General features: G+C 72.8%; 14 protein-coding genes. 9 read left to right on the forward strand and 5 right to left on the reverse strand.

Translation table 11 applies throughout. From position 1 onward, the window contains the following. The first annotated feature begins 33 nt into the window (after positions 1 to 33). From ABD879_RS13485 to ABD879_RS13500, 4 genes are all read left to right on the forward strand, one after another. The gene (locus ABD879_RS13485; RefSeq protein WP_345021179.1) at positions 34 to 903 is read left to right on the forward strand and encodes a glutamate ABC transporter substrate-binding protein; all 870 of its coding nucleotides are present in this window, start codon (positions 34 to 36) and stop codon (positions 901 to 903) included. A gap of 207 nt (positions 904 to 1,110) precedes the next feature. Then, complete coding sequence (locus ABD879_RS13490; RefSeq protein WP_345021181.1) at positions 1,111 to 1,812, forward strand: amino acid ABC transporter permease; 702 nt, start codon at positions 1,111 to 1,113, stop codon at positions 1,810 to 1,812. After that, positions 1,809 to 2,807: an amino acid ABC transporter permease gene (locus ABD879_RS13495; RefSeq protein ID WP_345021184.1), complete on the forward strand. Its 999-nt coding sequence runs from the start codon at positions 1,809 to 1,811 to the stop codon at positions 2,805 to 2,807. Before ABD879_RS13490 ends, ABD879_RS13495 begins: the two co-directional genes overlap by 4 nt. A gap of 212 nt (positions 2,808 to 3,019) precedes the next feature. Beyond that, positions 3,020 to 4,978 carry a S9 family peptidase gene (locus tag ABD879_RS13500; RefSeq protein WP_345021187.1) on the forward strand — a complete coding sequence of 653 codons (1,959 nt, stop codon included), beginning with the start codon at positions 3,020 to 3,022 and terminating at the stop codon, positions 4,976 to 4,978. Positions 4,979 to 5,219: 241 nt separating this feature from the next. On the opposite strand, the gene rny is transcribed toward ABD879_RS13500, so the two are convergent. The 3 genes from rny to recA all read right to left on the reverse strand — a co-directional run bounded on the left by rny (position 5,220) and on the right by recA (position 10,756). Continuing rightward, positions 5,220 to 6,797, reverse strand: a complete 1,578-nt coding sequence (rny, locus tag ABD879_RS13505) for a ribonuclease Y (protein ID WP_345021189.1) — start codon at positions 6,795 to 6,797, stop codon at positions 5,220 to 5,222. Between the two features lie 515 nt (positions 6,798 to 7,312). After that, a complete protein-coding gene (locus ABD879_RS13510; protein ID WP_425549632.1) occupies positions 7,313 to 7,906 on the reverse strand; it encodes a regulatory protein RecX in 594 nt (197 codons plus the stop codon). Positions 7,907 to 9,637: 1,731 nt separating this feature from the next. Then, on the reverse strand, positions 9,638 to 10,756 hold the full coding sequence (gene recA / locus ABD879_RS13515; RefSeq protein WP_345021191.1) for a recombinase RecA: 1,119 nt from the start codon (positions 10,754 to 10,756) through the stop codon (positions 9,638 to 9,640). A gap of 243 nt (positions 10,757 to 10,999) precedes the next feature. On the opposite strand from recA, the gene ABD879_RS13520 reads away from it, so the two are divergent. From ABD879_RS13520 to ABD879_RS13535, 4 genes are all read left to right on the forward strand, one after another. After that, positions 11,000 to 11,860, forward strand: a complete 861-nt coding sequence (locus ABD879_RS13520) for an ATP-grasp domain-containing protein (protein ID WP_345021193.1) — start codon at positions 11,000 to 11,002, stop codon at positions 11,858 to 11,860. A gap of 211 nt (positions 11,861 to 12,071) precedes the next feature. After that, entirely contained in the window at positions 12,072 to 12,458 is a 387-nt protein-coding gene (locus ABD879_RS13525; RefSeq protein ID WP_345021195.1) for a hypothetical protein, read from the forward strand. Between the two features lie 2 nt (positions 12,459 to 12,460). Beyond that, positions 12,461 to 13,618, forward strand: coding sequence for a glutathionylspermidine synthase family protein (locus tag ABD879_RS13530; RefSeq protein WP_345021197.1), 1,158 nt, complete (start codon positions 12,461 to 12,463; stop codon positions 13,616 to 13,618). A gap of 31 nt (positions 13,619 to 13,649) precedes the next feature. Next, the gene (locus ABD879_RS13535; RefSeq protein ID WP_345021198.1) at positions 13,650 to 14,102 is read left to right on the forward strand and encodes a DUF350 domain-containing protein; all 453 of its coding nucleotides are present in this window, start codon (positions 13,650 to 13,652) and stop codon (positions 14,100 to 14,102) included. Between the two features lie 38 nt (positions 14,103 to 14,140). Here the strand turns inward: ABD879_RS13535 and ABD879_RS13540 are convergent, their stop codons facing one another. Both ABD879_RS13540 and ABD879_RS13545 read right to left on the reverse strand, forming a co-directional pair. Continuing rightward, the gene (locus ABD879_RS13540; protein ID WP_285493091.1) at positions 14,141 to 14,335 is read right to left on the reverse strand and encodes a DUF3046 domain-containing protein; all 195 of its coding nucleotides are present in this window, start codon (positions 14,333 to 14,335) and stop codon (positions 14,141 to 14,143) included. Between the two features lie 9 nt (positions 14,336 to 14,344). Continuing rightward, on the reverse strand, positions 14,345 to 15,649 hold the full coding sequence (locus tag ABD879_RS13545; RefSeq protein ID WP_345021199.1) for an alpha/beta hydrolase fold domain-containing protein: 1,305 nt from the start codon (positions 15,647 to 15,649) through the stop codon (positions 14,345 to 14,347). Between the two features lie 126 nt (positions 15,650 to 15,775). On the opposite strand from ABD879_RS13545, the gene ABD879_RS13550 reads away from it, so the two are divergent. After that, on the forward strand, positions 15,776 to 19,829 hold a 4,054-nt coding region (locus ABD879_RS13550; protein ID WP_345021201.1), incomplete at its 3' end, for an Lhr family ATP-dependent helicase.

The raw sequence follows: 19,829 nt of genomic DNA on the forward strand, positions 1-19,829 counted from the left end.
GGACTCCAGCAGAAAGCAGAGGTGCACCACAGCATGCGAGTACGTCGTTTCGGCGCTGTCATCGGCGCCGCCGCGGCGCTGTCCCTGGCGCTGGCCGCCTGTGGCAGCGACACCGAGAAGACCGAGGCCAAGAGCGTCGTCGCCAAGGCCAAGGAGACCAAGAAGCTCGTCGTCGGCATCAAGTACGACCAGCCCGCCCTGGGGCTGAAGAAGCCCGACGGCACCTTCGAGGGCTTCGACGTCGATGTCGCCAAGTACATCGCCCAGCAGATGGGCGTCCCCGAGAGCGGCATCGAGTTCAAGGAGACCACGTCCGCCAACCGCGAGTCCTTCCTGGGCGGCGGCCAGGTCGACCTGGTGGTGGCCACCTACTCCATCACCGACGCCCGCAAGCAGCAGGTCACCTTCGGCGGCCCGTACTACGTCGCCCACCAGGACACGATGGTCCGGGTTGACGACGACTCCATCAAGAAGGCCCAGGACCTCAAGGGCAAGAAGCTGTGCAAGGCGGCCGGCTCCAACTCGTTCCGCCGCGTGACCGAGGGCCCGCCGGACGGCAAGCTGGGCATCTCGGGCGTGACGCTGGTGGACGCCTCCAGCTACTCCGAGTGCGCGGCCAAGCTGAAGGCGGGCGCGCTGGACGCGGTCAGCACCGACGACCTGATCCTGGCCGGGTTCGCCAACCAGCAGAAGGGCTCGTTCAAGGTCATCAACGACCCCTTCACCGACGAGAAGTACGGCGTCGGCATCAAGAAGGGCGACACCGAGACCTGCGAGGCCGTCAACCAGGCCATCCAGAAGATGTACTCCGACGGCACCGCCAAGACCCTGCTGGAGAAGCACTTCTCGGGCACGGGGCTGAAGCTCGTCACCACCGCTCCGCAGATGGAAGGCTGCGCCTGAGACCGACCGCTGGATGACGGCCTGAGCCCGCCGGCCGGGCCGCGGCCCCGGGCCGCCCCGCCCGGGTCCGGTCCCGCCGCGGGCTGAGGCCGTCCCGCGCCGGTGTCCTCCCCGGAGGCGCACGTCCCCGATGGGCGCCTCCGGGTGCGTCCGCCGCGGGCGCGCCCGCCGGGGCGGCAGCGGCATGTCCCCGAACGCTGGAACGTCATGTCACAGCTAAGCGAGCTATTCGACTTCGGCCCGTTCTTCGACAACTTCGACAAGATCATCGAAGGCTTCTGGGCCACCGTGCGCCTGTCCGTGGGCGCCGGAGTGCTGTCCCTGATCATCGGGACGATCCTGGTGAGCTTCCGGGTCTCGCCCGTCCCGGTGCTGCGCTCCGTCGGGACGGTGTACGTCAACGTCCTGCGCAACACGCCGCTGACCCTGGTGCTGCTCATGTGCGCCCTGGGCCTGAACGACACCCTGGCGCTGCAGTTCTCCGACGATCCGGGCACGACCTACTACTGGTGGGCGGTCATCGGGCTGTCGGCCTACACCGGCGCGTTCGTCTGCGAGGCGCTGCGCTCGGGCATCAACACCGTGCCGCTGGGCCAGGCCGAGGCGGCCCGGTCGATCGGGCTGACCTTCATGCAGTCGCTCCGCATGATCATCCTGCCGCAGGCGTTCCGCACGGTGATCGCCCCGCTGGGCAGCATCTTCATCGCGATGATCAAGAACACCACGGTGGCGGCCGCCGCGAGCTACGCCGAGACGGCGACGGTCATGAAGGACCTGCTCGACCTGCCGTCGTTCAGCAGCGGTGCGATCCCGCTGTTCATCGGCGTGGCGATCGGGTTCATGATCCTCACCCTGCCGACCGGGTTCTTCTTCGGCTGGCTGGCCAAGCGGATGGCGGTGGCGCGATGAGCAAGGAAGCCAACGTTCTGTTCGACGCGCCCGGCCCGCGGGCGCAGGCGCGCAACCGGATCCTGACCGCGGTGTCGGCGGTCGCGGTGCTCGCCGTGATCGCCGCGCTGGTCTGGCGGCTGGCCGACAAGGGCCAGTTCGAGGGCCGGCTGTGGAAGCCGTTCATCGAGTGGCAGGTCTGGGACAACCTGATCCTGCCCGGCCTGTGGAACACCCTGAAGGCCGCCGCGGTCGCCTCGGTGCTGGCGCTGCTGTTCGGCGCGGTGTTCGGCCTGGCCCGGCTGTCGGACCACTGGTGGATCCGGGTCCCGGCGGGCGCGGTCGTGGAGTTCTTCCGCGCGATCCCGCTGCTGATCCTGATCTTCCTGGCGTTCTTCCTGCCGAACAAGATCAGCCCGGTCATCGCCGAGTCCCCGCTGGGCCAGCTCCAGCGCATGTCGGTGGACTACTTCTTCTCCATCTTCGGCGTGGAGATCAACGCCGGGACGATCACCGTGCCCGCGTTCGCCGCGGTGGTGTTCGGCCTGGTGATGTACAACGGCTCGGTGCTCGCCGAGGTCGTGCGGGCGGGCGTGCTGTCGGTGCCCAAGGGGCAGGCGGAGGCCGCCTACTCGATCGGCCTGCGCAAGAACGGCGTGATGCGGCTGGTGCTGCTGCCGCAGGCGGTCACGGCGATGATGCCGGCGATCGTCAGCCAGCTGGTCGTCCTGCTCAAGGACACCGCGCTCGGCTTCATCATCGCCTACGCCGAGCTGCTCCAGGCCGGGTTCAAGCAGATCCCGCCGAACTACAACAACAACCTCATCCAGGCGGGCCTGGTCGTCGCGGTCATCTACATCGCGATCAACATGGCGCTCAGCCGGGTGGCGACCTGGCTGGAGGGCCGCAGCCGCCGCAGCCGCAAGACGTCCGCCAAGACCATGGGGACCGGGACGGGCGCGCCGCCCGCCCCCGGCATGGCCCCCGCGGGCAGCGCCACCGGCGCCGCCACCTGACCGATCACCCTCTCCCACCCCAGGGGGCGCCGGCGCCACAAGCGTCGGCGCCCCCTTCACGTCGGGAAAGCCCAGATGAACGGCCGGGATGCGCCGGGTTGCCGCGGCGTTGACCCGCCGCTGGGGCGTCCCACGTGAACGCCTTGTATCTTTCCGAGGTCAACTGCCCCGTCATGGCCCCAACCGGTGCCTGTATGCGGGACGATTCGCATATGACCGCTCGTGCGACTCTCCCCTACGGCTCCTGGCCGTCCCCCATCTCCGCCGCCGACGTCGCCCGCGCCCGGCTCCGCCTCGGTTTCCCCACCGTTCACGATTCCGACGTGTGGTGGCAGGAGACCCGCCCCGAGGAGGGCGGGCGTACCACGGTCATCCATCTGCGGGCCGGCCATCGCACCGAACTGCTTCCGCCGCCCTGGGACGCCCGCACGCGCGTCCACGAGTACGGGGGCCGCTCGTACCTGCCCGTGCCCGTCGCCGGCGGCTACGCGCTGGTCTTCTCCCACTACGAGGACCAGCGCCTGCACCGGCTCGACCCGGGCGACGCCAAGCCCCGCCCCCTGACGCCCGAGCCCGCCGTCCCCGGCGGCCTGCGCTACGCCGACTACGTCCTGTCCCCGGACGGGGCCGAGGTGTGGTGCGTGTGCGAGGGGCACACCCCTGACGGCATCCGCCGCGCCATCGTCGCCGTCCCCCTGGACGGAAGCGCCGCGCAGGACGCCTCCGCCATACGGGAACTGGTCAGCGGCGCCGACTTCTACGCCAGCCCCGCCCCCTCCCCAGACGGCGGGCGCCTGGCCTGGGTGCAGTGGAACCACCCCCGCATGCCGTGGGAGGGCACGGAGCTGCGCGTGGCGACCCTTGAGAACGGCCAGGCGGTCACCCCCTACACCGTCAAGGGCGGCCTCACCGAATCGGCCCTGGCGCCGATCTGGCGGGACGAGGAGTCCCTGTACGTCGTCTCCGACTGGCCCGGGTGGTGGAACATCTACCAGGTGGGCCTGCACGGGGAGTCGGCCACCGCGTTGTACCCGGCCGAGGAGGAGTTCGCCGCGCCGCTGTGGACGCTCGGCGGCATGCCCTACGCCCTGCTGGAGGACGGCCGTCTCGCCGTCCTGCACGGGGAGGGCGACATGCGCCTGGGCATCTACGACCCCGAGACGCTGGAACTGACCGACGTCGACGTCCCCTACGAGCACTGGCAGCCCGCGCTGTCCGCCCACGGCACCGCCGTGGTGGGCATCGCCGGAGGCCCCACCACCCCGCCGACGGTGGTGCGCATCGACACCGCCACCGGCCGCTCCGAGGCCCTGCGCAGCGAGCTGACCGACCTGCCCGACGCCGCCTACCTGCCCCGGCCGCGCGCCGAGCAGCTCGAGGGCCCGTTCGGACGCCCCGTCCACGCCCTGGTCTACCCGCCCGCCAGCCCCGACGCCGAGGGCCCCGCCGACGAGCTGCCGCCGTTCGTGGTGTTCGTGCACGGCGGCCCCACCAGCCGCGCCTCCAGCGTCCTGAGCCTGGAGCGCGCCTACTTCACCAGCCGCGGCATCGGCGTGGTGGAGGTCAACTACGGCGGCTCCAGCGGGTACGGCCGCGCCTACCGGGAGCGCCTGCGCCGCCAATGGGGCGTGGTGGACGTCGAGGACGCCGTCGCCGCGGCCAGGGCCCTCGCCGCCGGCGGCATCGCCGACCCGGCGCGCATCGCCATCCGCGGCGGCAGCGCGGGCGGCTGGACGACGCTGGCCGCCGTCACCCAGACCGACGTGTTCAAGGCCGGCACGTCCTACTTCGGCATCAGCGACCTGAAGACCTTCGCGGACGCCACCCACGACTTCGAGTCGCGCTACCTGTTCAGCCTGGTCGGGCCGCTGCCGGGGTTCGAGCGCGCCTACGAGGAGCGCTCCCCCCTCAACCGCGCCGACAAGACGTCCTGCCCGGTCCTGCTGCTGCAGGGCCTGGACGACCCGATCGTCCCCCCGGACCAGTCCGAGCGCTTCGCCCAGGCCCTGGCCGCCAAGAAGGTCCCGTACGCCTACCTGACGTTCGAGGGCGAAAGCCACGGCTTCCGCCGCGCCGAGACCGTCATCGCCTGCCTGGAGGCCGAACTGGCCTTCTACGGCCAGACCCTCGGCTTCACCCCACGCGACGCCAAGCCCCTCACCCTCTCCTGACCCCCGGACACAAGCACCCGCAAAACCCGACGAATCCGAGCCCGACTCCCGGTGGGCCGGACAACGACGTCCGACCCCGCGCCCCGGCGCGCCCGCAGGCACGCCTGATCCCGCGGCAGACGCCCCGACAGCCCCGAGGCGAGGCCCGGCAAGCCCGTCGGCGTCTCAGCCTGTCCAGAACGCTTTGACGGCCCCGTCGGCGGGCGAGCCCTCATGACGCCCGGCCGGGCGGTCTTCCCGATCAGCGGGCGAACTCGGTGGCGCGGGACTCGCGGACGACCGTGACGCGGATCTGCCCGGGGTAGGTCAGCTCGTCCTCGACCTGCTTGGCGATGTCGCGGGCGATCACCTGGGCCTGGATGTCGTCGACCGCCTCCGGCTTGACCATCACGCGGATCTCGCGGCCCGCCTGCATGGCGAACACCTTCTCCACGCCCTCGTGCTTGTCGCGCGCGATCTGCTCGAGGCGCTCCAGCCGCTTGACGTACGCCTCCAGCGACTCGCGGCGCGCACCGGGGCGGCTGCCGCTGATCGCGTCGGCGGCCTGGGTCAGCACCGCCTCCACCGTCCGCACCTCGACCTCGTTGTGGTGCGCCTCGATGGCGTGCACGACGTCCTCGTGCTCGCCGTACCGGCGGGCGATCTCCGCGCCGATCAGCGCGTGGCTGCCCTCCACCTCGTGGGTGAGCGCCTTGCCGATGTCGTGCAGCAGCGTGCAGCGCTTGGCCAGCTCCACCGGCAGCCGCAGCTCCGCGGCCATGATCCCGGCGATGTGCGCCGACTCGATGAGGTGCTTGAGCACGTTCTGCCCGTAGGAGGTGCGGTAGCGCAGCTGGCCGAGCAGCGCGATCAGCTCCGGGTGCATGTCGGTGATGCCCAGTTCGACCAGGGCGTCCTCACCGGCCCGGATGCACAGCTGCTCGACGTCGCGCTTGCTGCGCTCGTACACCTCCTCGATGCGCTGCGGGTGGATGCGGCCGTCCAGCACCAGCTTCTCCAGCGTCAGCCGGCCGACCTCCCGGCGCACCGGGTCGAAGCAGCTCAGCAGCACCGCCTCGGGCGTGTCGTCGATGATCAGGTTGACGCCCGTGGTGGACTCGAACGCGCGGATGTTGCGGCCCTCGCGGCCGATGATGCGGCCCTTCATCTCGTCGCCGGGCAGGTGCAGCACCGACACCACCGACTCGGCGGTCTGCTCGCTGGCCACCCGCTGGATCGCCAACGTCACGATCTTGCGGGCGCGCTTCTCGCCCTCGGCCCGGGCCGCGTTCTCGATCTCCCGCGTGATCGGGATGGCCTCCCGCTTGGCCTGGTTCTCGATCGCCTGGACCAGTTCGGTCTTGGCCTCCTCGGCCGTCAGCCCGGCGGCGCGTTCCAGGACGCGGCGGCGCTCCTCCTCCAGGCGGCCGAGCTCCTCCTTGCGTTCGGCGAGCGTCCGCTTGGTCTCCGCCAGCTTGGCGGACCACTCCTCCAGGCGCCGCACCTCGGCGTCGAGCCGCTGCTCGCGCTCGGCCAGCCGGGCCTCCCGCCGCTCCAGGTCGTCGCGCAGGGTCTTGAGGTCGTCGCGGAGCGTCCGCGCCTCCTCGTCCAGTTCGGCGCGCACCGAGCTGGCGATCTGCTGGGCCTGGGTCTCGGCGCGTTCGAGGATCTGCTCGGCGTCCGCCTTGGCGGCGGCACGGATCTGCTCGGCCTCCCGGCGCACCGCGTCCAGCTCGTCCTCGGCCGGGGCGGGGGGCGGCACGACGCCCGGACGTCGCAGCACCATCACGAGAGCGACCAGGGTCACCAGCAGCGCGGCACCCAACAGGACGCTCTCCATGAGGCAGACCCCTCCTCGGCCGCGGGCCCCTCTCGGCCGGGAGCCCTGGTCAGCGAGGATTTACCCGCGGCGCGGCGGCCGAGCCGGTGCACGGTCGGCGTCCGGACCGGCGGCGGGCGGCCCGGTATGCGCGGCGGCGATCTTCTACCTGTCCACCTCTCAGCTGCTCGAACGTGCTCGGGCGTATGGCAATCCGCGGTGCGCGGAGTAACTCCTCACTGCCGTAACGGTAAGCGGCACGGAGGTAATGAGCAAGCAAACGAAGGGCATTCCGGACTAACCGAACGCCCGCGTGAGGACTTCCTTACCAACGTCCGCACATCCGCCGACCTGCTCCCTTACACCGCCTGCCCAGGGCCGCCACGCCCCGCCGCAGCCCGCGAGAACACGCCCGTCCCCGCCTTCCCGAGCAGCCCCGAGGGGCATGCCGAGCAGCGAGGGGCGGTCGGCGCCTCCGCACGCCGGACGCCGCCGGGGCCGGGTGACCGGACAGCGCCGCCGACGGCCTCGCCGCCTCACTCAAGCTCCCACTCGCCCTCCGGGACGTCGTTCGCGCCGTCCTCCTCGAGCGCCTCGCGGACCACGCGGTATGCCAGGCCCGGCGGGTACCCCTTCCGGGCGAGGACGCCGACCAGCCGCCGGGTGCGTTTCGCCGTGTCCAGGCCGCGGGTGGCGGGCAGCCTCCGGGCGATCAGCTCCCGGGCCGTGCGTTCCTCCTCCTCCGGGCCGAGGGACTGCACCGCCTCCTTGACGGTCTCGTCCGCCACGCCCCGGCGCCGCAGTTCCGCGGCCAGGGCCCGTTTGCCCAGTCCGCGTCCGCGGTGCCGCGACTGCACCCACGCCTGTGCGAACGCCTCGTCGTCGATCAACCCGACGTCGGTGAAGCGGCCCAGGACGCGTTCGGCCACCTCGTCCGGCACCTTCTTGCGGCGCAGCGCGTCGGCCAGCTGCGCGCGGGTGCGCGGCGCCGCGGTCAGCATCCGCAGGCAGATCTCCCGCGCCCGCGCCTCCACCCTGCCGTCGGGGTCATCGCCGTCGGGCCGCTCGACGGACGGACCGCCGCTCGCAGCCGCCCCGGCACCGTCCTGCCGGAAACCCGCGTCCCACACCGACCCGAGCGGCTCGCCGCGCCCTGCCCGATGCTCGCGGCCCGCCGTCCGCCCCCGCCGACGCCGCCCATCCGCACCCCGCCTGCGGCCGCCCACGCCACCGCCATCACCGCCAGCGGCATGCCTTCGCGCCGCGCCCTCCGCCCGCGCCTCCGCCCCTGGGCCGCCCCTCAGCGCACGCCCGGCCCCGGCGTCACCAGCGCCGTTGTCGCCCGCTGCGGCACCTGCCCGCACATCCGGTTCCGGGCCGCCGAACTGCACCACCGGGCCGGACAACGCATCACCCACCGCGCCATCCGCCTGTGCCTTTCGGGCAAGCCCACCGGGTCGCGGCACACGAGCAGACGCGGCGTCATCCCCGCTGCCGTCGTCCGCCGCGTCGCCGCCCCGCACATCCGACACCGGACCACCGGCCCACAGCCCCTGAAGGGATGCACCGGCACGACCACGGCCGCCATCCGTCGAGCCACCCGCCTGAGCATCCACTTCCGACCCGACACCCGTCAGCGCATCACCGGACGCGGCGTCATCACCGCTGCCGTCGTCCGCCGCGTCGCCGCCCCGCGTATCGGATGCCGGTTCGTCGGCCCTCGGCATCCGAGCGAAGGCGCCAACACGGCCACGGCCGCCGTTCGGCAAGCGGTCTGCCTGAGCATCCGCCTCCGGGCCGATACTCGCCGACGCACGACCGGACGCCGCCTCATCGGCGCTGTCGTCGCCCTCGGTGTCGCCCTGTGGCTTGTGAAGGGGCCGGGGGCGCTCCGGGGCGGATGTGCGGAGCTCTGCGGCGGCCGCCTGCGTTTCGGGGGCATGGCTCTGCGCCGTGCCAGGGGTGTTGCGTGTCGGGTCGCTCGTGCGCTCTGCGGGACGGTCGGCTTCCTCCAGCCAAGGGTTGGCCGGCCGGGGGCCGTCGGAAGGGGTGGGGGCCGGTGGGCGCCCGCCAGGTCCGGCCGCTTCGGGGGCTGCCGTTGGGGCTTTCCTCGGTCGCTTCGCAGGACCTCCGGTGACCTGCTCAGGACCGTCTTGGAGCGGCCCGGGCGGCCCGGCCTGCTGGAGCGGCAGGGCCTGCTCGGGGGCACCGGGCGAGGCGGCCTCCTGTGAGGTCGAGTCAGCGCTCCTAGCGGTGCCCGTGTCGTCCGGGTCGAGGTTCGGCGTGCCGGATCGGTCGGTGGAGTCGCCGAAGTGCTCGGTCTCAAGGGTGGCGGCCCCGGCCTGGGGTGCGGCGGTCGGTGCCCGGGGGCCGCTCGTTTCGGCGGCGAGGGGCTGGGCCGTGCCGGTGCCGACCGGTTCGGAGGGGCGAGGGGCGGCTTCGGCCCACGGGTTGGCGCCGGACGACGGCGGGGTCCAGGCGGGACGCTCGGGTGGCGGCGCCAAGGGGAACGGGAGCGGGCCCGCCTCCCCCTTGGACCGTGCGGCGGGCTCACCCCACGGGTTGGCGGGGATCCGCTGCCGCTTCGGCGGGCGGGGCGGCTCGCCCCAGGGGTTGTCGGCCGGCGGGATGAGCCATGCGGGCGTGCCGGGTGCCCCGTCGCCGGGTGATTCGCCGGGTGATTCGCCGGGTGACTCGTCGGGTGGTTCAGGGTGAGCGCTCATCGTGGCCCTCGGGAGCGGCGGCGCCATCGGGGAAGGACCGTGCACCGGTCCGCCGGTGCCGGGCAAGGCGCCGCCGCCCTGCATACGAGATCATCGCCCACTCTTCGTCAGTAGTCACCCGGATCGGCGGATTCCCCGTCAGGAATCACCGGGCTTGGCGCTTTTGGCGCCCTTGCGCGCCGTGGCGGCCGCGGTCCGGGAGGCGGCGGGCGCGGCCGACGGGGCGGCGGCCACGGCGGTCTCCGGAGCCTCCTTGTCGAGCCTGGGGCCGACGCCCAGCTTCTCCTTGATCTTCTTTTCGATCTCGTCGGCGATGTCGGGGTTGGCCCGCAGGAAGTTGCGGGCGTTCTCCTTGCCCTGGCCGAGCTGGTCGCCCTCGTAGGTGTACCAGGCGCCGGACTTGCGGACGAAGCCGTGCTCGACGCCGAGGTCGATCAGGCCGCCCTCCCGGCTGATGCCCTGGCCGTAGAGCAGGTCGAAGTCGGCGGTGCGGAAGGGCGGGGCCATCTTGTTCTTGACGACCTTGACGCGCACCCGGTTGCCGACCGGCTCGGTGCCGTCCTTGAGGGTCTCGATGCGGCGCACGTCCAGGCGGACGGAGGCGTAGAACTTCAGCGCCCGGCCGCCGGTGGTGGTCTCGGGCGAGCCGAACATCACGCCGACCTTCTCGCGCAGCTGGTTGATGAAGATCGCGGTGGTCTTGGTCTGGTTGATCGCGCCGGTGAGCTTGCGCAGGGCCTGCGACATCAGGCGGGCCTGCAGGCCGACGTGGCTGTCGCCCATCTCGCCCTCGATCTCGGCGCGCGGCACCAGCGCGGCCACCGAGTCGATGACCACGATGTCGATGGCGCCGGAGCGGATCAGCATGTCGGTGATCTCCAGCGCCTGCTCGCCGGTGTCGGGCTGGGACACCAGCAGGGCGTCGATGTCCACGCCGAGCTTGCGGGCGTACTCGGGGTCGAGCGCGTGCTCGGCGTCGACGAACGCGGCGATGCCGCCGTTCTTCTGCACGTTGGCCACCGCGTGCAGCGCGATGGAGGTCTTACCGCTGCCCTCGGGGCCGTAGACCTCCACGATCCGGCCGCGCGGCAGGCCGCCGATGCCCAGGGCGATGTCGAGGGAGATCGAACCGGTCGGCACGACCTCGACCGGTGCCCGCGCCTCGTCGCCCAGCCGCATCACCGAGCCCTTGCCGAACTGGCGCTCGATCTGGGCCAGTGCCGTTTCGAGAGCCTTCTCCCGGTCGTTCGCTGCCATTGAGGTGCCCCTTGTCTGTCCGGTGCTGTCGCGGCCCGGTGAGCCCGGCCGATTCACGGGTGACGTTACGGGGAGCCACCGACAGTTTCGAGATGCCGGCCGGCGTGTGGATAACGTCGCGTGCGCGGCTCACTCTACCGAACATCCGTTCGATCATGAGATCGTGTGGTGTTTTGACCCGGAATCTCCGTGCGCCGGGCGCCCCGGACGCCGTACGCTGGCGCAGTCACGGAGGGTATGACCATGACGCTGACCGTCCTATTCTGCGTCGATCCGCTCCACCCCCGGCGCGTTGACCCACACTTCGCCCGCGAGGCCGCCGCCGTGCGGGACCACTACGGCGAGACGGCCCTGATCGACCACGACGCCCTGCGGCGGGGCGATATCGACTCCGCGATACGGGCCGTCCCCGACGATCTCGGGCCCGCCTGGTACCGCGGCTGGATGATGACCAGCCGCGAGTACGCCGCCCTCGCCTCGGCCCTCAAGCAGCGGGGCACGATCCTGCTCACCCACCCCGAGGACTATCAACGCGCGCATGAGCTGCCGGGCTGGCACGACACGTTCGCGGGTCTGACGCCGCACAGCGTGTGGCGGCCCGTGGACCCGCGCGGGGACCCCGGCGACCTGGCCGAGCTGGTGCGGCCCCTGTCCCCCGGCCCCGCCGTCGTGAAGGACTACGTCAAGTCGCGCAAGCACGAGTGGGAGCAGGCGTGCTTCGTGCCGGACGTCAGGAACCTGACGCAGCTGCGCTCGGTGGTGGCGAAGATGATCGCGCTGCAGGACGACTTCCTGGCGGGCGGGATCGTCGTACGCGAGTACGAACGCTTCGACGGCGCCGGCGAGGCGCGGGTGTGGTGGGTGGACGGCGAACCCGCGCTGGTGGGGCCGCACCCCGACAACCCCGACGTGGAGATCGAACCGGAGTACGAGGCGGTGGCGCCCGCCGTGCGGAGCCTCGGCTGCCGGTTCATCACCACCGACATGGCGCGCCGCGAGGACGGCCAGTGGCGGGTGGTGGAGGTGGGCGACGGCCAGGTCAGCGACCTGCCGTCCACGGTCGACCCGATGGACCTGTACGCGCACCTGCCGATCCCCGACTGAGCGGGGCGGGGCGCGGACGCACGGTGACGCACCGCACTCGGGAGCGCGTATCCATATCGGGGGGAACCGGGACAGCAGCGGCTTCCGTCCCATGATCGAGCACCCCTAAGCTATGGCTCCGCTACGCGGATCCGTCGCCGGCGGGCACCTTTCACCCCCGGTTACGGAACCCGCCAAGCGGTCGCCGTCTCGTTTCGTAAGGACGTGTCCCTTGCCCCCACAGGACATCCCGCGGCCCCGGCTCAGTTCCCGGGCGGTGAAGATCGGTATGGTCAGCGCCCTGTCGCTCACGCTGGTGGCCTGTAGTTCCAAGACGACGATCGCGTACTGCGTGGACCGCCGGGCCATCCCGACAGGGAACGTCCAAGGCGGCTACAAGGTGGTCCCCGACTTCTTCTGCGAGCGGACCTACTCGTACACCTCCCCCGACTACGGCCGCTACTTCTGGTACTACGGCGGCAGGCGCAGCAGCGACAGCTCCGGCTCCTCCTATGTCTCCGGCGGCAGCCACTACGCCCCGAGCAGGGGCAAGATCAAGTCCAGCACCGGCAAGACCCTCCGCGGAGGGTTCGGCGGCAGCGGACGCAGCGGGAGCTGACGTTGCGACGCGTCCGTTCCGCGCCCCGGCCCGACTGGACCACCCGGATCGAGGCCCAGGGGCTGGCCTTCCACAGGACCGCCCACCCGGAGCACCTCTCCCGCCCCTACTGGGACGAGTCCGTGCACTACGACTTCGAGATGGACGAGGTGCTGGCCCTGGAGGAGGTGGTGGAGGAGCTGCACCGCATGTGCCTGCAGGTGGTGGAGCATGTGGTGAAGACCGGCCGCTACCACGTGCTCGGCATACCCGAGTGGGTGGCGCCCCTCATCGAGGAGTCGTGGCGCCGCAGGGACCCGCACCTGTACGGGCGGTTCGACCTGTGGTACGACGGCACCGGCCCGGCCAAGCTGCTGGAGTACAACGCCGACACCCCCACCTCGCTGGTGGAGAGCTCCATCATCCAGTGGTACTGGCTCAAGGACGTCCACCCCGACGACGACCAGTGGAACTCCATCCACGAGCGCCTGGTCGACCGCTGGAAGGCGATGGCGCCCGGCTTCGGCAAGGGGCCGCTGCACTTCGCCTGGACCAACGGCGACGAGACCGGTGAGGAGGTCATGACGATCGCCTACATGCAGGAGACCGCCGAGGAGGCGGGCCTGCCGGGCGTGGCGATCGCCATGGAGGACATCGGCTGGGACCCGCAGCGCGAACGGTTCGTCGACCTGGACGACAACGAGATCCGCACGCTGTGCAAGCTGTACCCCTGGGAGTGGATCGTCGCCGAGCCGTTCGGGCGGCACGTCGCCGACGCCCCCACGGCGTGGATCGAGCCCATCTGGAAGATGGTGCTGTCCAACAAGGCGCTCCTGGTGCTGCTGTGGGAGCTGTTCCCGGGCCACCCCAACCTGCTGCCCACTTACCTGAACACCCCGTCCGACCTCACGGCGTACGTCAAGAAGCCGCTGCTGGGGCGCGAGGGCGCCAGCATGAGCATCGTCACCCGCGACGGCACCGAGCAGCACACCGCGGGCCGGTACGGGCGGGAGGGCTTCGTCTTCCAGGAGTTCTGCCCGCTGCCCGAGTTCGACGGCTACCGCCCGGTGCTCGGCGCGTGGGTGGTCGAGGACGAGTCGGCGGGTCTGGGCATCCGCGAGACCGCCGGGCTCATCACGGACGACACCTCGTCCTTCGTCCCGCACCGGATTCCCCTGTGACCGGATCCCCGGAAAACCCCTAAGGAGAACGATGTCACTCGCGCTCGACGACGAACTCGGGCCGATCCTCGCCGAGGGTGTCGGAGCGATCTTCGCCTATGCCGCGGTCGGCCTGGCCCTGTTCGTCCTGGGCTTCTACGTCGTCGACTGGACGACGCCCGGCCGACTGATCTCGATCATCCGCCGCGACCGCAGCCCGAACGCCACGTTCCTGGCCTGCGCGGCGACGATCGGCATCGGCCTCATCGTGGCCGTGGCCATCTACTCGGCGGGCGGGGACCTGCTGGAGGGCCTGATCCGGGTGGCCGTGTTCGGCGGCGTCGGCGTCGTCGCGCAGGCCCTCGCCGTGCTGGTGTTCGACCGCCTGGTCGGGGTGGACGTGCGCGGCTGCGTGCAGGAGTCCAAGCTGGAGCCCGCGGTGGTCCTGCTGGGCGTGGCGAACGTGGCGATCGGCCTGGTGACCGCCATGGCCGTCTACGGCTGACCCGGGAGGCACGGGGCCGCCCGGGGACGGTGCGGACGTCAGTGGAGGTGCGGGGGCACGTCGAACGTGGCGCAGACGGCCTGCCACACCTTCTTGGCGTCCTCACCGTCGGCCAGGGCCTGCTCGATGGTGCGGCCGCCCAGTTCGGCCATCACGTAGTCCTTGGCGACGCTCTCCGCGTAGCCCTCGCCGAACTGCTCGTTCATCCGTTCCCAGAACTGTGTCAGCCGCACCCGTCCACGCTATCCGACCGGGCCCCCGTCGACCGAGTCGGTGATCTCACCGGGCACGGAGGGCCGCCGGGCGCCTTCGGCGTGCCCCTGGACGCCTTCGGCGTGCTGCCGGTGCAGCCCCGTCAGGAACCGTTCGACCGCCTCCACGACGCGGGCCGTGCGGTAGGAGGGGAAGACGTCGAAGGCGTGCTGGCCGCCCCGCATCTCGGCGTAGACCACGGGTGAGCGCGACGTCTCCCGCAGCCGCTCCGCGAAACGCCGCGCCTCGGCCACCGGGACGAGGCTGTCGTGGCTGCCGTGGACGATGAAGAACGGCGGCGCGTCCGGGCGGAGGTGGGCGATGGGGGACGCCTTGACGAACGCCTCGGTGTCCTCGGTGAAGGACTTCTTGAGCACCATGCGCTGCATGAGCGCGGTCGCCCCCATGGGGGCGGGCCACAGCCCCGGGGTGACCAGGTCGTACACCCCGTAGAACGGGACCGCCGCCCGCACGGAGGTGTCCGCGTCCTCGAAGCCGGGCTGGTACTCGGCCTGACCTGCGGTGAGCGCCACCATCGCGGCCAGGTGGCCCCCGGCGGAACCACCCGTCACGCACAGGAAGTCGGGGTCGGCCCCGTACTCGGCGGCGTGCTCCCGGTACCAGGCGATGAAGTGCTTCAGGTCGATGAGGTGGTCGGGCCAGGTCGCCTTGGGGCTGAGCCGGTAGTTGACGTTGAACCCCACCCAGCCGTGCACCGCCAGGTGGTTGAGGAGGGGCAGCCCCTGTTCGCGCTTGTCGCCGATGACCCAGCCCCCGCCGTGGATCTGCATCACCCCTGGCCGCAGTCGCTCCCCGGAGGACGCGGGCCGGTAGACGTCCAGCTTGAGGCGCAGCCGTCCTTCCCGGCGGTACTCGACATTGCGGTGCACCCGCACGCCGCGCCGTGGGATGAGGCACAGCGGCGGGAGGACGAGGTGGGAGATCGGGTAGCGGGAGGTCTTGCGGGTCTCGGACGGGTCGATCTCCATGGGCGCGCCGCATTCGCGCAGGGTCACGACGGTGCGGCGGGACGCGACGATCGTGGCGGCCGTCCCGGCCATGCCGACGAGCCCCGCGCCGAGCCCCGCCCATCCGGGCCAGGCGCCCAGCCCTCCGTAGGCCGCCGTCAGGCCGATCCCGACGGCTTCGGCGACCAGCAGGTGGGGCGCCAGCTCGATGGCGAGCCACCCGGCGAAGAAGCTGGGCACCGCCAGGGCGGCGGAGTGGCGGGGGGCGTGGGCGTTCACGGCGAGCAGCAGGGCCGTCACGCCGATGGCGAACAGGGCGAAGGACATGGGGGGCTCCTCGGGGGGCGGACCGACTCGTCCCTGCCTGACACTTCAACTCTGAAAGCGACCACTTACAACGTGATGCACGTCACCCCGACGCGCTCTGTCGGACCCGCGAGGCAGGATGGCTGCATGACCGCTGACGTGCTCGAACGCTTCTCTCCGGCCACGCGGGCGTGGTTCACCGGGGCGTTCGCCGCGCCCACGGAGGCGCAGGCGGGCGCGTGGGAGGCGATTTCGAGCGGCGCCGACACCCTGGTCGTGGCGCCCACCGGCTCGGGCAAGACGCTGGCGGCGTTCCTGTGGTCGCTGGACCGGCTCGCCGCGGGCGGCGCGCCGGCGGGCGCCGGACGCCGGGACGCCGAAAGCCGGGGCGGCGCGGGCGGGAAGGCCGATCCGCGGCACCGGTGCCGGGTGCTGTACGTGTCACCGCTGAAGGCCCTGGCCGTCGACGTCGAACGCAACCTGAGGGCGCCGCTGACCGGCATCCGGCAGGCCGCGCGCCGCCTGCACCTGCCCGAGCCGGACATCCGCGTCGGGGTCCGGTCCGGCGACACCCCCGCCGACGAGCGCCGCCGGCTCGCCACCCGCCCGCCGGACATCCTGATCACCACGCCCGAGTCGCTGTTTTTGATCCTCACCTCGCAGGCCCGCGAGGCGCTGCGCGGCGTCGAGACGGTGATCGCCGACGAGGTGCACGCGGTCGCCGGCACCAAGCGCGGCGCGCATCTGGCGCTGTCCCTGGAACGCCTGGACGCGCTCCTGGAGCGCCCGGCGCAGCGCATCGGCCTGTCGGCGACGGTGCGGCCGGTGGACGAGGTGGCGGCGTTCCTGGGCGGCACCCGGCCCGCGACGGTCGTGCAGCCCCCGTCCGACAAGGTGTTCGACCTCGACATCGTGGTCCCCGTCGAGGACATGGGCGAGATCGGGCGGTTCGTGGACGCCTCCGGCGGCGCGGACCCGCGGCAGCGCAGCATCTGGCCGCACGTGGAGGACCGCCTGCTCGACCTGATCGAGTCCCACCGCTCCACGCTGGTGTTCGCCAACTCCCGCCGCCTGGCCGAGCGCCTGTGCGGCCGCCTCAACGAACTGGCCTTCGAACGCCTCGTCCCGCCCGACGGCCCGCCCGACGACGCTCCGCCGCCCCCGGGCGGAACCGGCGCCCCCGCCCAGGGCGGCGACGCCGAGCCGGGGCGCATCGGCATGCGGGACGTCAGGCGCGCCCTGACCGGCGGCGGCGACGCCACCGGCGGCGGGCGCGAGCAGGCACCGGGCCGGAGGGCCGCGGGGATGCCCGCCGACATGATGGCGCAGGCGGGGGTGGCGCAGGGGGCGCCCCGGGAGGTCGCGCGCGCCCACCACGGGTCGGTGTCCAAGGAGGAGCGGGCCGGCATCGAGGAGGCGCTCAAGCAGGGGCGGCTGCCCGCGGTCGTGGCCACCTCCAGCCTGGAGCTGGGCATCGACATGGGCGCGGTCGACCTGGTGGTGCAGGTGGAGTCGCCCCCCTCGGTGGCCAGCGGCCTGCAGCGCGTCGGGCGCGCCGGGCACCAGGTCGGGGCGGTGTCCAAGGGCGTCATCTTCCCCAAGTACCGGGGCGACCTGGTGCAGACCGCCGTGGTGGCCGAGCGGATGCGGCGCGGCGAGATCGAGGAGCTGCGGCACCCCCGCAACCCGCTCGACGTGCTGGCCCAGCAGATCGTCGCCATGGTGGCGATGGACGAGTGGTCCGTCGACGACCTGGAGGCCGTCGTCAAGCGGGCCGCCCCGTTCGCCACGCTCCCCCGGTCGGCGCTGGAGGCGACCCTGGACATGCTGGCGGGCCGCTACCCCAGCGACGAATTCGGGGAGCTGCGCCCGCGCCTGGTGTGGGACCGCGTCACCGGCACGCTGCGCGCCCGCCCGGGGGCGCAGCGGCTCGCGGTCACCAGCGGGGGCACCATCCCCGACCGCGGCCTGTTCGGCGTGTTCCTCGTCGGGGAGAAGGCGTCCCGCGTGGGCGAGCTGGACGAGGAGATGGTGTACGAGTCGCGGGTCGGCGACGTGTTCGTCCTGGGGGCCAGTTCGTGGCGCATCGAGGACATCACCCCCGACCGGGTGCTGGTCTCCCCCGCCCCGGGGCAGCCCGGCAAGCTCCCGTTCTGGCACGGCGACTCCCCCGGGCGCCCCGCCGAACTGGGGCGGGCCCTCGGGGCGTTCACCCGCGAGCTGGCCCGGCTGCCCGCCGAGAAGGCCCGCGCGCGCGTCTCCGCCGCCGGGCTGGACGAGTGGGCGTCCGCCAACCTGGTGTCCTACCTGGCCGAGCAGCGGGAGGCCACCGGGCACGTCCCGGACGACCGCACGATCGTCGTCGAGCGGTTCCGCGACGAGCTCGGCGACTGGCGCATGGTGGTGCACTCCCCCCTGGGGGCGCGGGTGCACGCGCCGTGGGCGCTGGCCATCGCCGGGCGCCTGCGCGAACGCTACGGGGTGGACGCGCAGGCCATGCACGCCGACGACGGCATCGTGATCCGCATCCCCGACATGGACGAGCCGCCGGGCGCGGACCTGGTCGTGTTCGACCCCGACGACATCGAACGCGCCGTGGTGGACGAACTGGGCGGCTCGGCGCTGTTCGCGGCGCGGTTCCGCGAGTGCGCGGCGCGGTCGCTGCTGCTGCCGCGCCGCCGCCCCGACCGGCGCATGCCGCTGTGGCAGCAGCGGCAGCGGGCCGCGCAGCTGCTGGCGGTGGCGAGCCGGTACCCCTCGTTCCCGATCGTGCTGGAGACGATGCGCGAGTGCCTGCAGGACGTGTTCGACGTCCCGGGGCTGACGCAGGTCATGCGCGACCTGTCGGGCCGGGGGACGCGGCTGGTGGAGGTGGAGACGCCCGAGCCGTCGCCGTTCGCCCGGTCGCTGCTGTTCCGCTACGTCGGCGCGTTCATGTACGAGGGCGACTCCCCGCTGGCCGAACGCCGCGCCCAGGCGCTGGCCCTCGACACGGCGCTGCTGGCGGAGCTGCTGGGCCAGGCCGACCTGCGCGAGCTGCTCGATCCCGAGGTCGTCGCCGACACCGAGCGCCGGCTGCAGCGTTTGACGCCCGAGCGCCGGGCCCGCGACGTGGAGGGCGTCGCCGACCTGCTGCGCGAGCTGGGCCCGCTGACCGCCGCCGAGCTGGCCGCCCGCACGGCCCCCGAGCCCGCCGCGGGCGACGCGGCTGAAGACGGCGGCGGGCCGGGGCCGCAGTGGGCGGCGCAGCTGGAGGGGACGCGGCGGGCGATCCGGGTGCGGGTCGGCGGGCGCGACTGCTGGGCGGCCGTCGAGGACGCGGCCCGGCTGCGCGACGCGCTGGGCGTGCCGCTGCCGGTGGGCGTCCCCGAGGCGTTCCTGGAGCCGCTGGACGACCCGCTCGGCGACCTGGTGTCCCGGTACGCGCGCACGCACGGGCCGTTCCGGGCGGCCGACGTCGCCGCGCGGTTCGGGCTGGGCACGGCCGTGGTCACCGACGCGCTGCGGCGGTTGGCCGGCGCGGGCCGCGTGGTGGAGGGCGAGTTCCTGCCCGTGGAGGCGATCTCGGGGCCGCCGGCGAGCGAGTGGTGCGACACCGGCGTGCTGCGGACGCTGCGGCGGCGGTCGCTGGCGCGGCTGCGCGCCGAGGTGGAGCCGTCCCCGCCCGAGGCGCTGGGCCGGTTCCTGCCCGCCTGGCACGGCATCGCGGGCGGGTCCCGGCTGCGCGGCATCGACGCGCTGGTGCAGGCGGTCGAGCAGCTGCAGGGCGCGGCGGTCCCGGCGTCGGCGCTGGAGACGCTGGTGCTGCCGGCGCGCGTCCCCGGCTACTCCCCCGCCCTGCTGGACGAGCTGACCTCGGCGGGCGAGGTGATCTGGGCCGGCCGGGGCGGGCTGCCGGGCGGCGACGGCTGGGTGTCGCTGCACCTGGCCGACACCGCGCCGCTGCTGCTGCCCGAGCCGGCGCCGCTCACCCTGACGCCCGTGCACCAGGCGGTGCTGGACGCCCTCGGCGACGGCGGCGCGCTGTTCTTCCGCACGCTGTCGGACCGGGTCAACGCCACCGTCACCGCGTCCGACCAGGATCTGGTCGCGGCCGTGTGGGACCTGGTGTGGGCGGGGCTGCTGACCAACGACACGCTGGCGCCGCTGCGGGCGGCGCTCGCGGCCGGGCGCCCGGCGCACCGGGCGCGCGCCGCCCGCC

The organism is Actinomadura keratinilytica, from assembly GCF_039539665.1.
Lineage (GTDB): Bacteria > Actinomycetota > Actinomycetes > Streptosporangiales > Streptosporangiaceae > Spirillospora > Spirillospora keratinilytica.

What these genes read in the sequence shown, in the direction of transcription:
- ABD879_RS13485 (WP_345021179.1), top strand. Translation starts at nt 34, where the DNA reads ATGCGAGTACGTCGTTTCGGCGCTGTCATCGGCGCCGCCGCGGCGCTG.
- ABD879_RS13490 (WP_345021181.1), top strand. Translation starts at nt 1,111, where the DNA reads ATGTCACAGCTAAGCGAGCTATTCGACTTCGGCCCGTTCTTCGACAAC.
- ABD879_RS13495 (WP_345021184.1), top strand. Translation starts at nt 1,809, where the DNA reads ATGAGCAAGGAAGCCAACGTTCTGTTCGACGCGCCCGGCCCGCGGGCG.
- ABD879_RS13500 (WP_345021187.1), top strand. Translation starts at nt 3,020, where the DNA reads ATGACCGCTCGTGCGACTCTCCCCTACGGCTCCTGGCCGTCCCCCATC.
- rny (WP_345021189.1), bottom strand. Translation starts at nt 6,797, where the DNA reads ATGGAGAGCGTCCTGTTGGGTGCCGCGCTGCTGGTGACCCTGGTCGCT.
- recA (WP_345021191.1), bottom strand. Translation starts at nt 10,756, where the DNA reads ATGGCAGCGAACGACCGGGAGAAGGCTCTCGAAACGGCACTGGCCCAG.
- ABD879_RS13520 (WP_345021193.1), top strand. Translation starts at nt 11,000, where the DNA reads ATGACGCTGACCGTCCTATTCTGCGTCGATCCGCTCCACCCCCGGCGC.
- ABD879_RS13535 (WP_345021198.1), top strand. Translation starts at nt 13,650, where the DNA reads ATGTCACTCGCGCTCGACGACGAACTCGGGCCGATCCTCGCCGAGGGT.
- ABD879_RS13545 (WP_345021199.1), bottom strand. Translation starts at nt 15,649, where the DNA reads ATGTCCTTCGCCCTGTTCGCCATCGGCGTGACGGCCCTGCTGCTCGCC.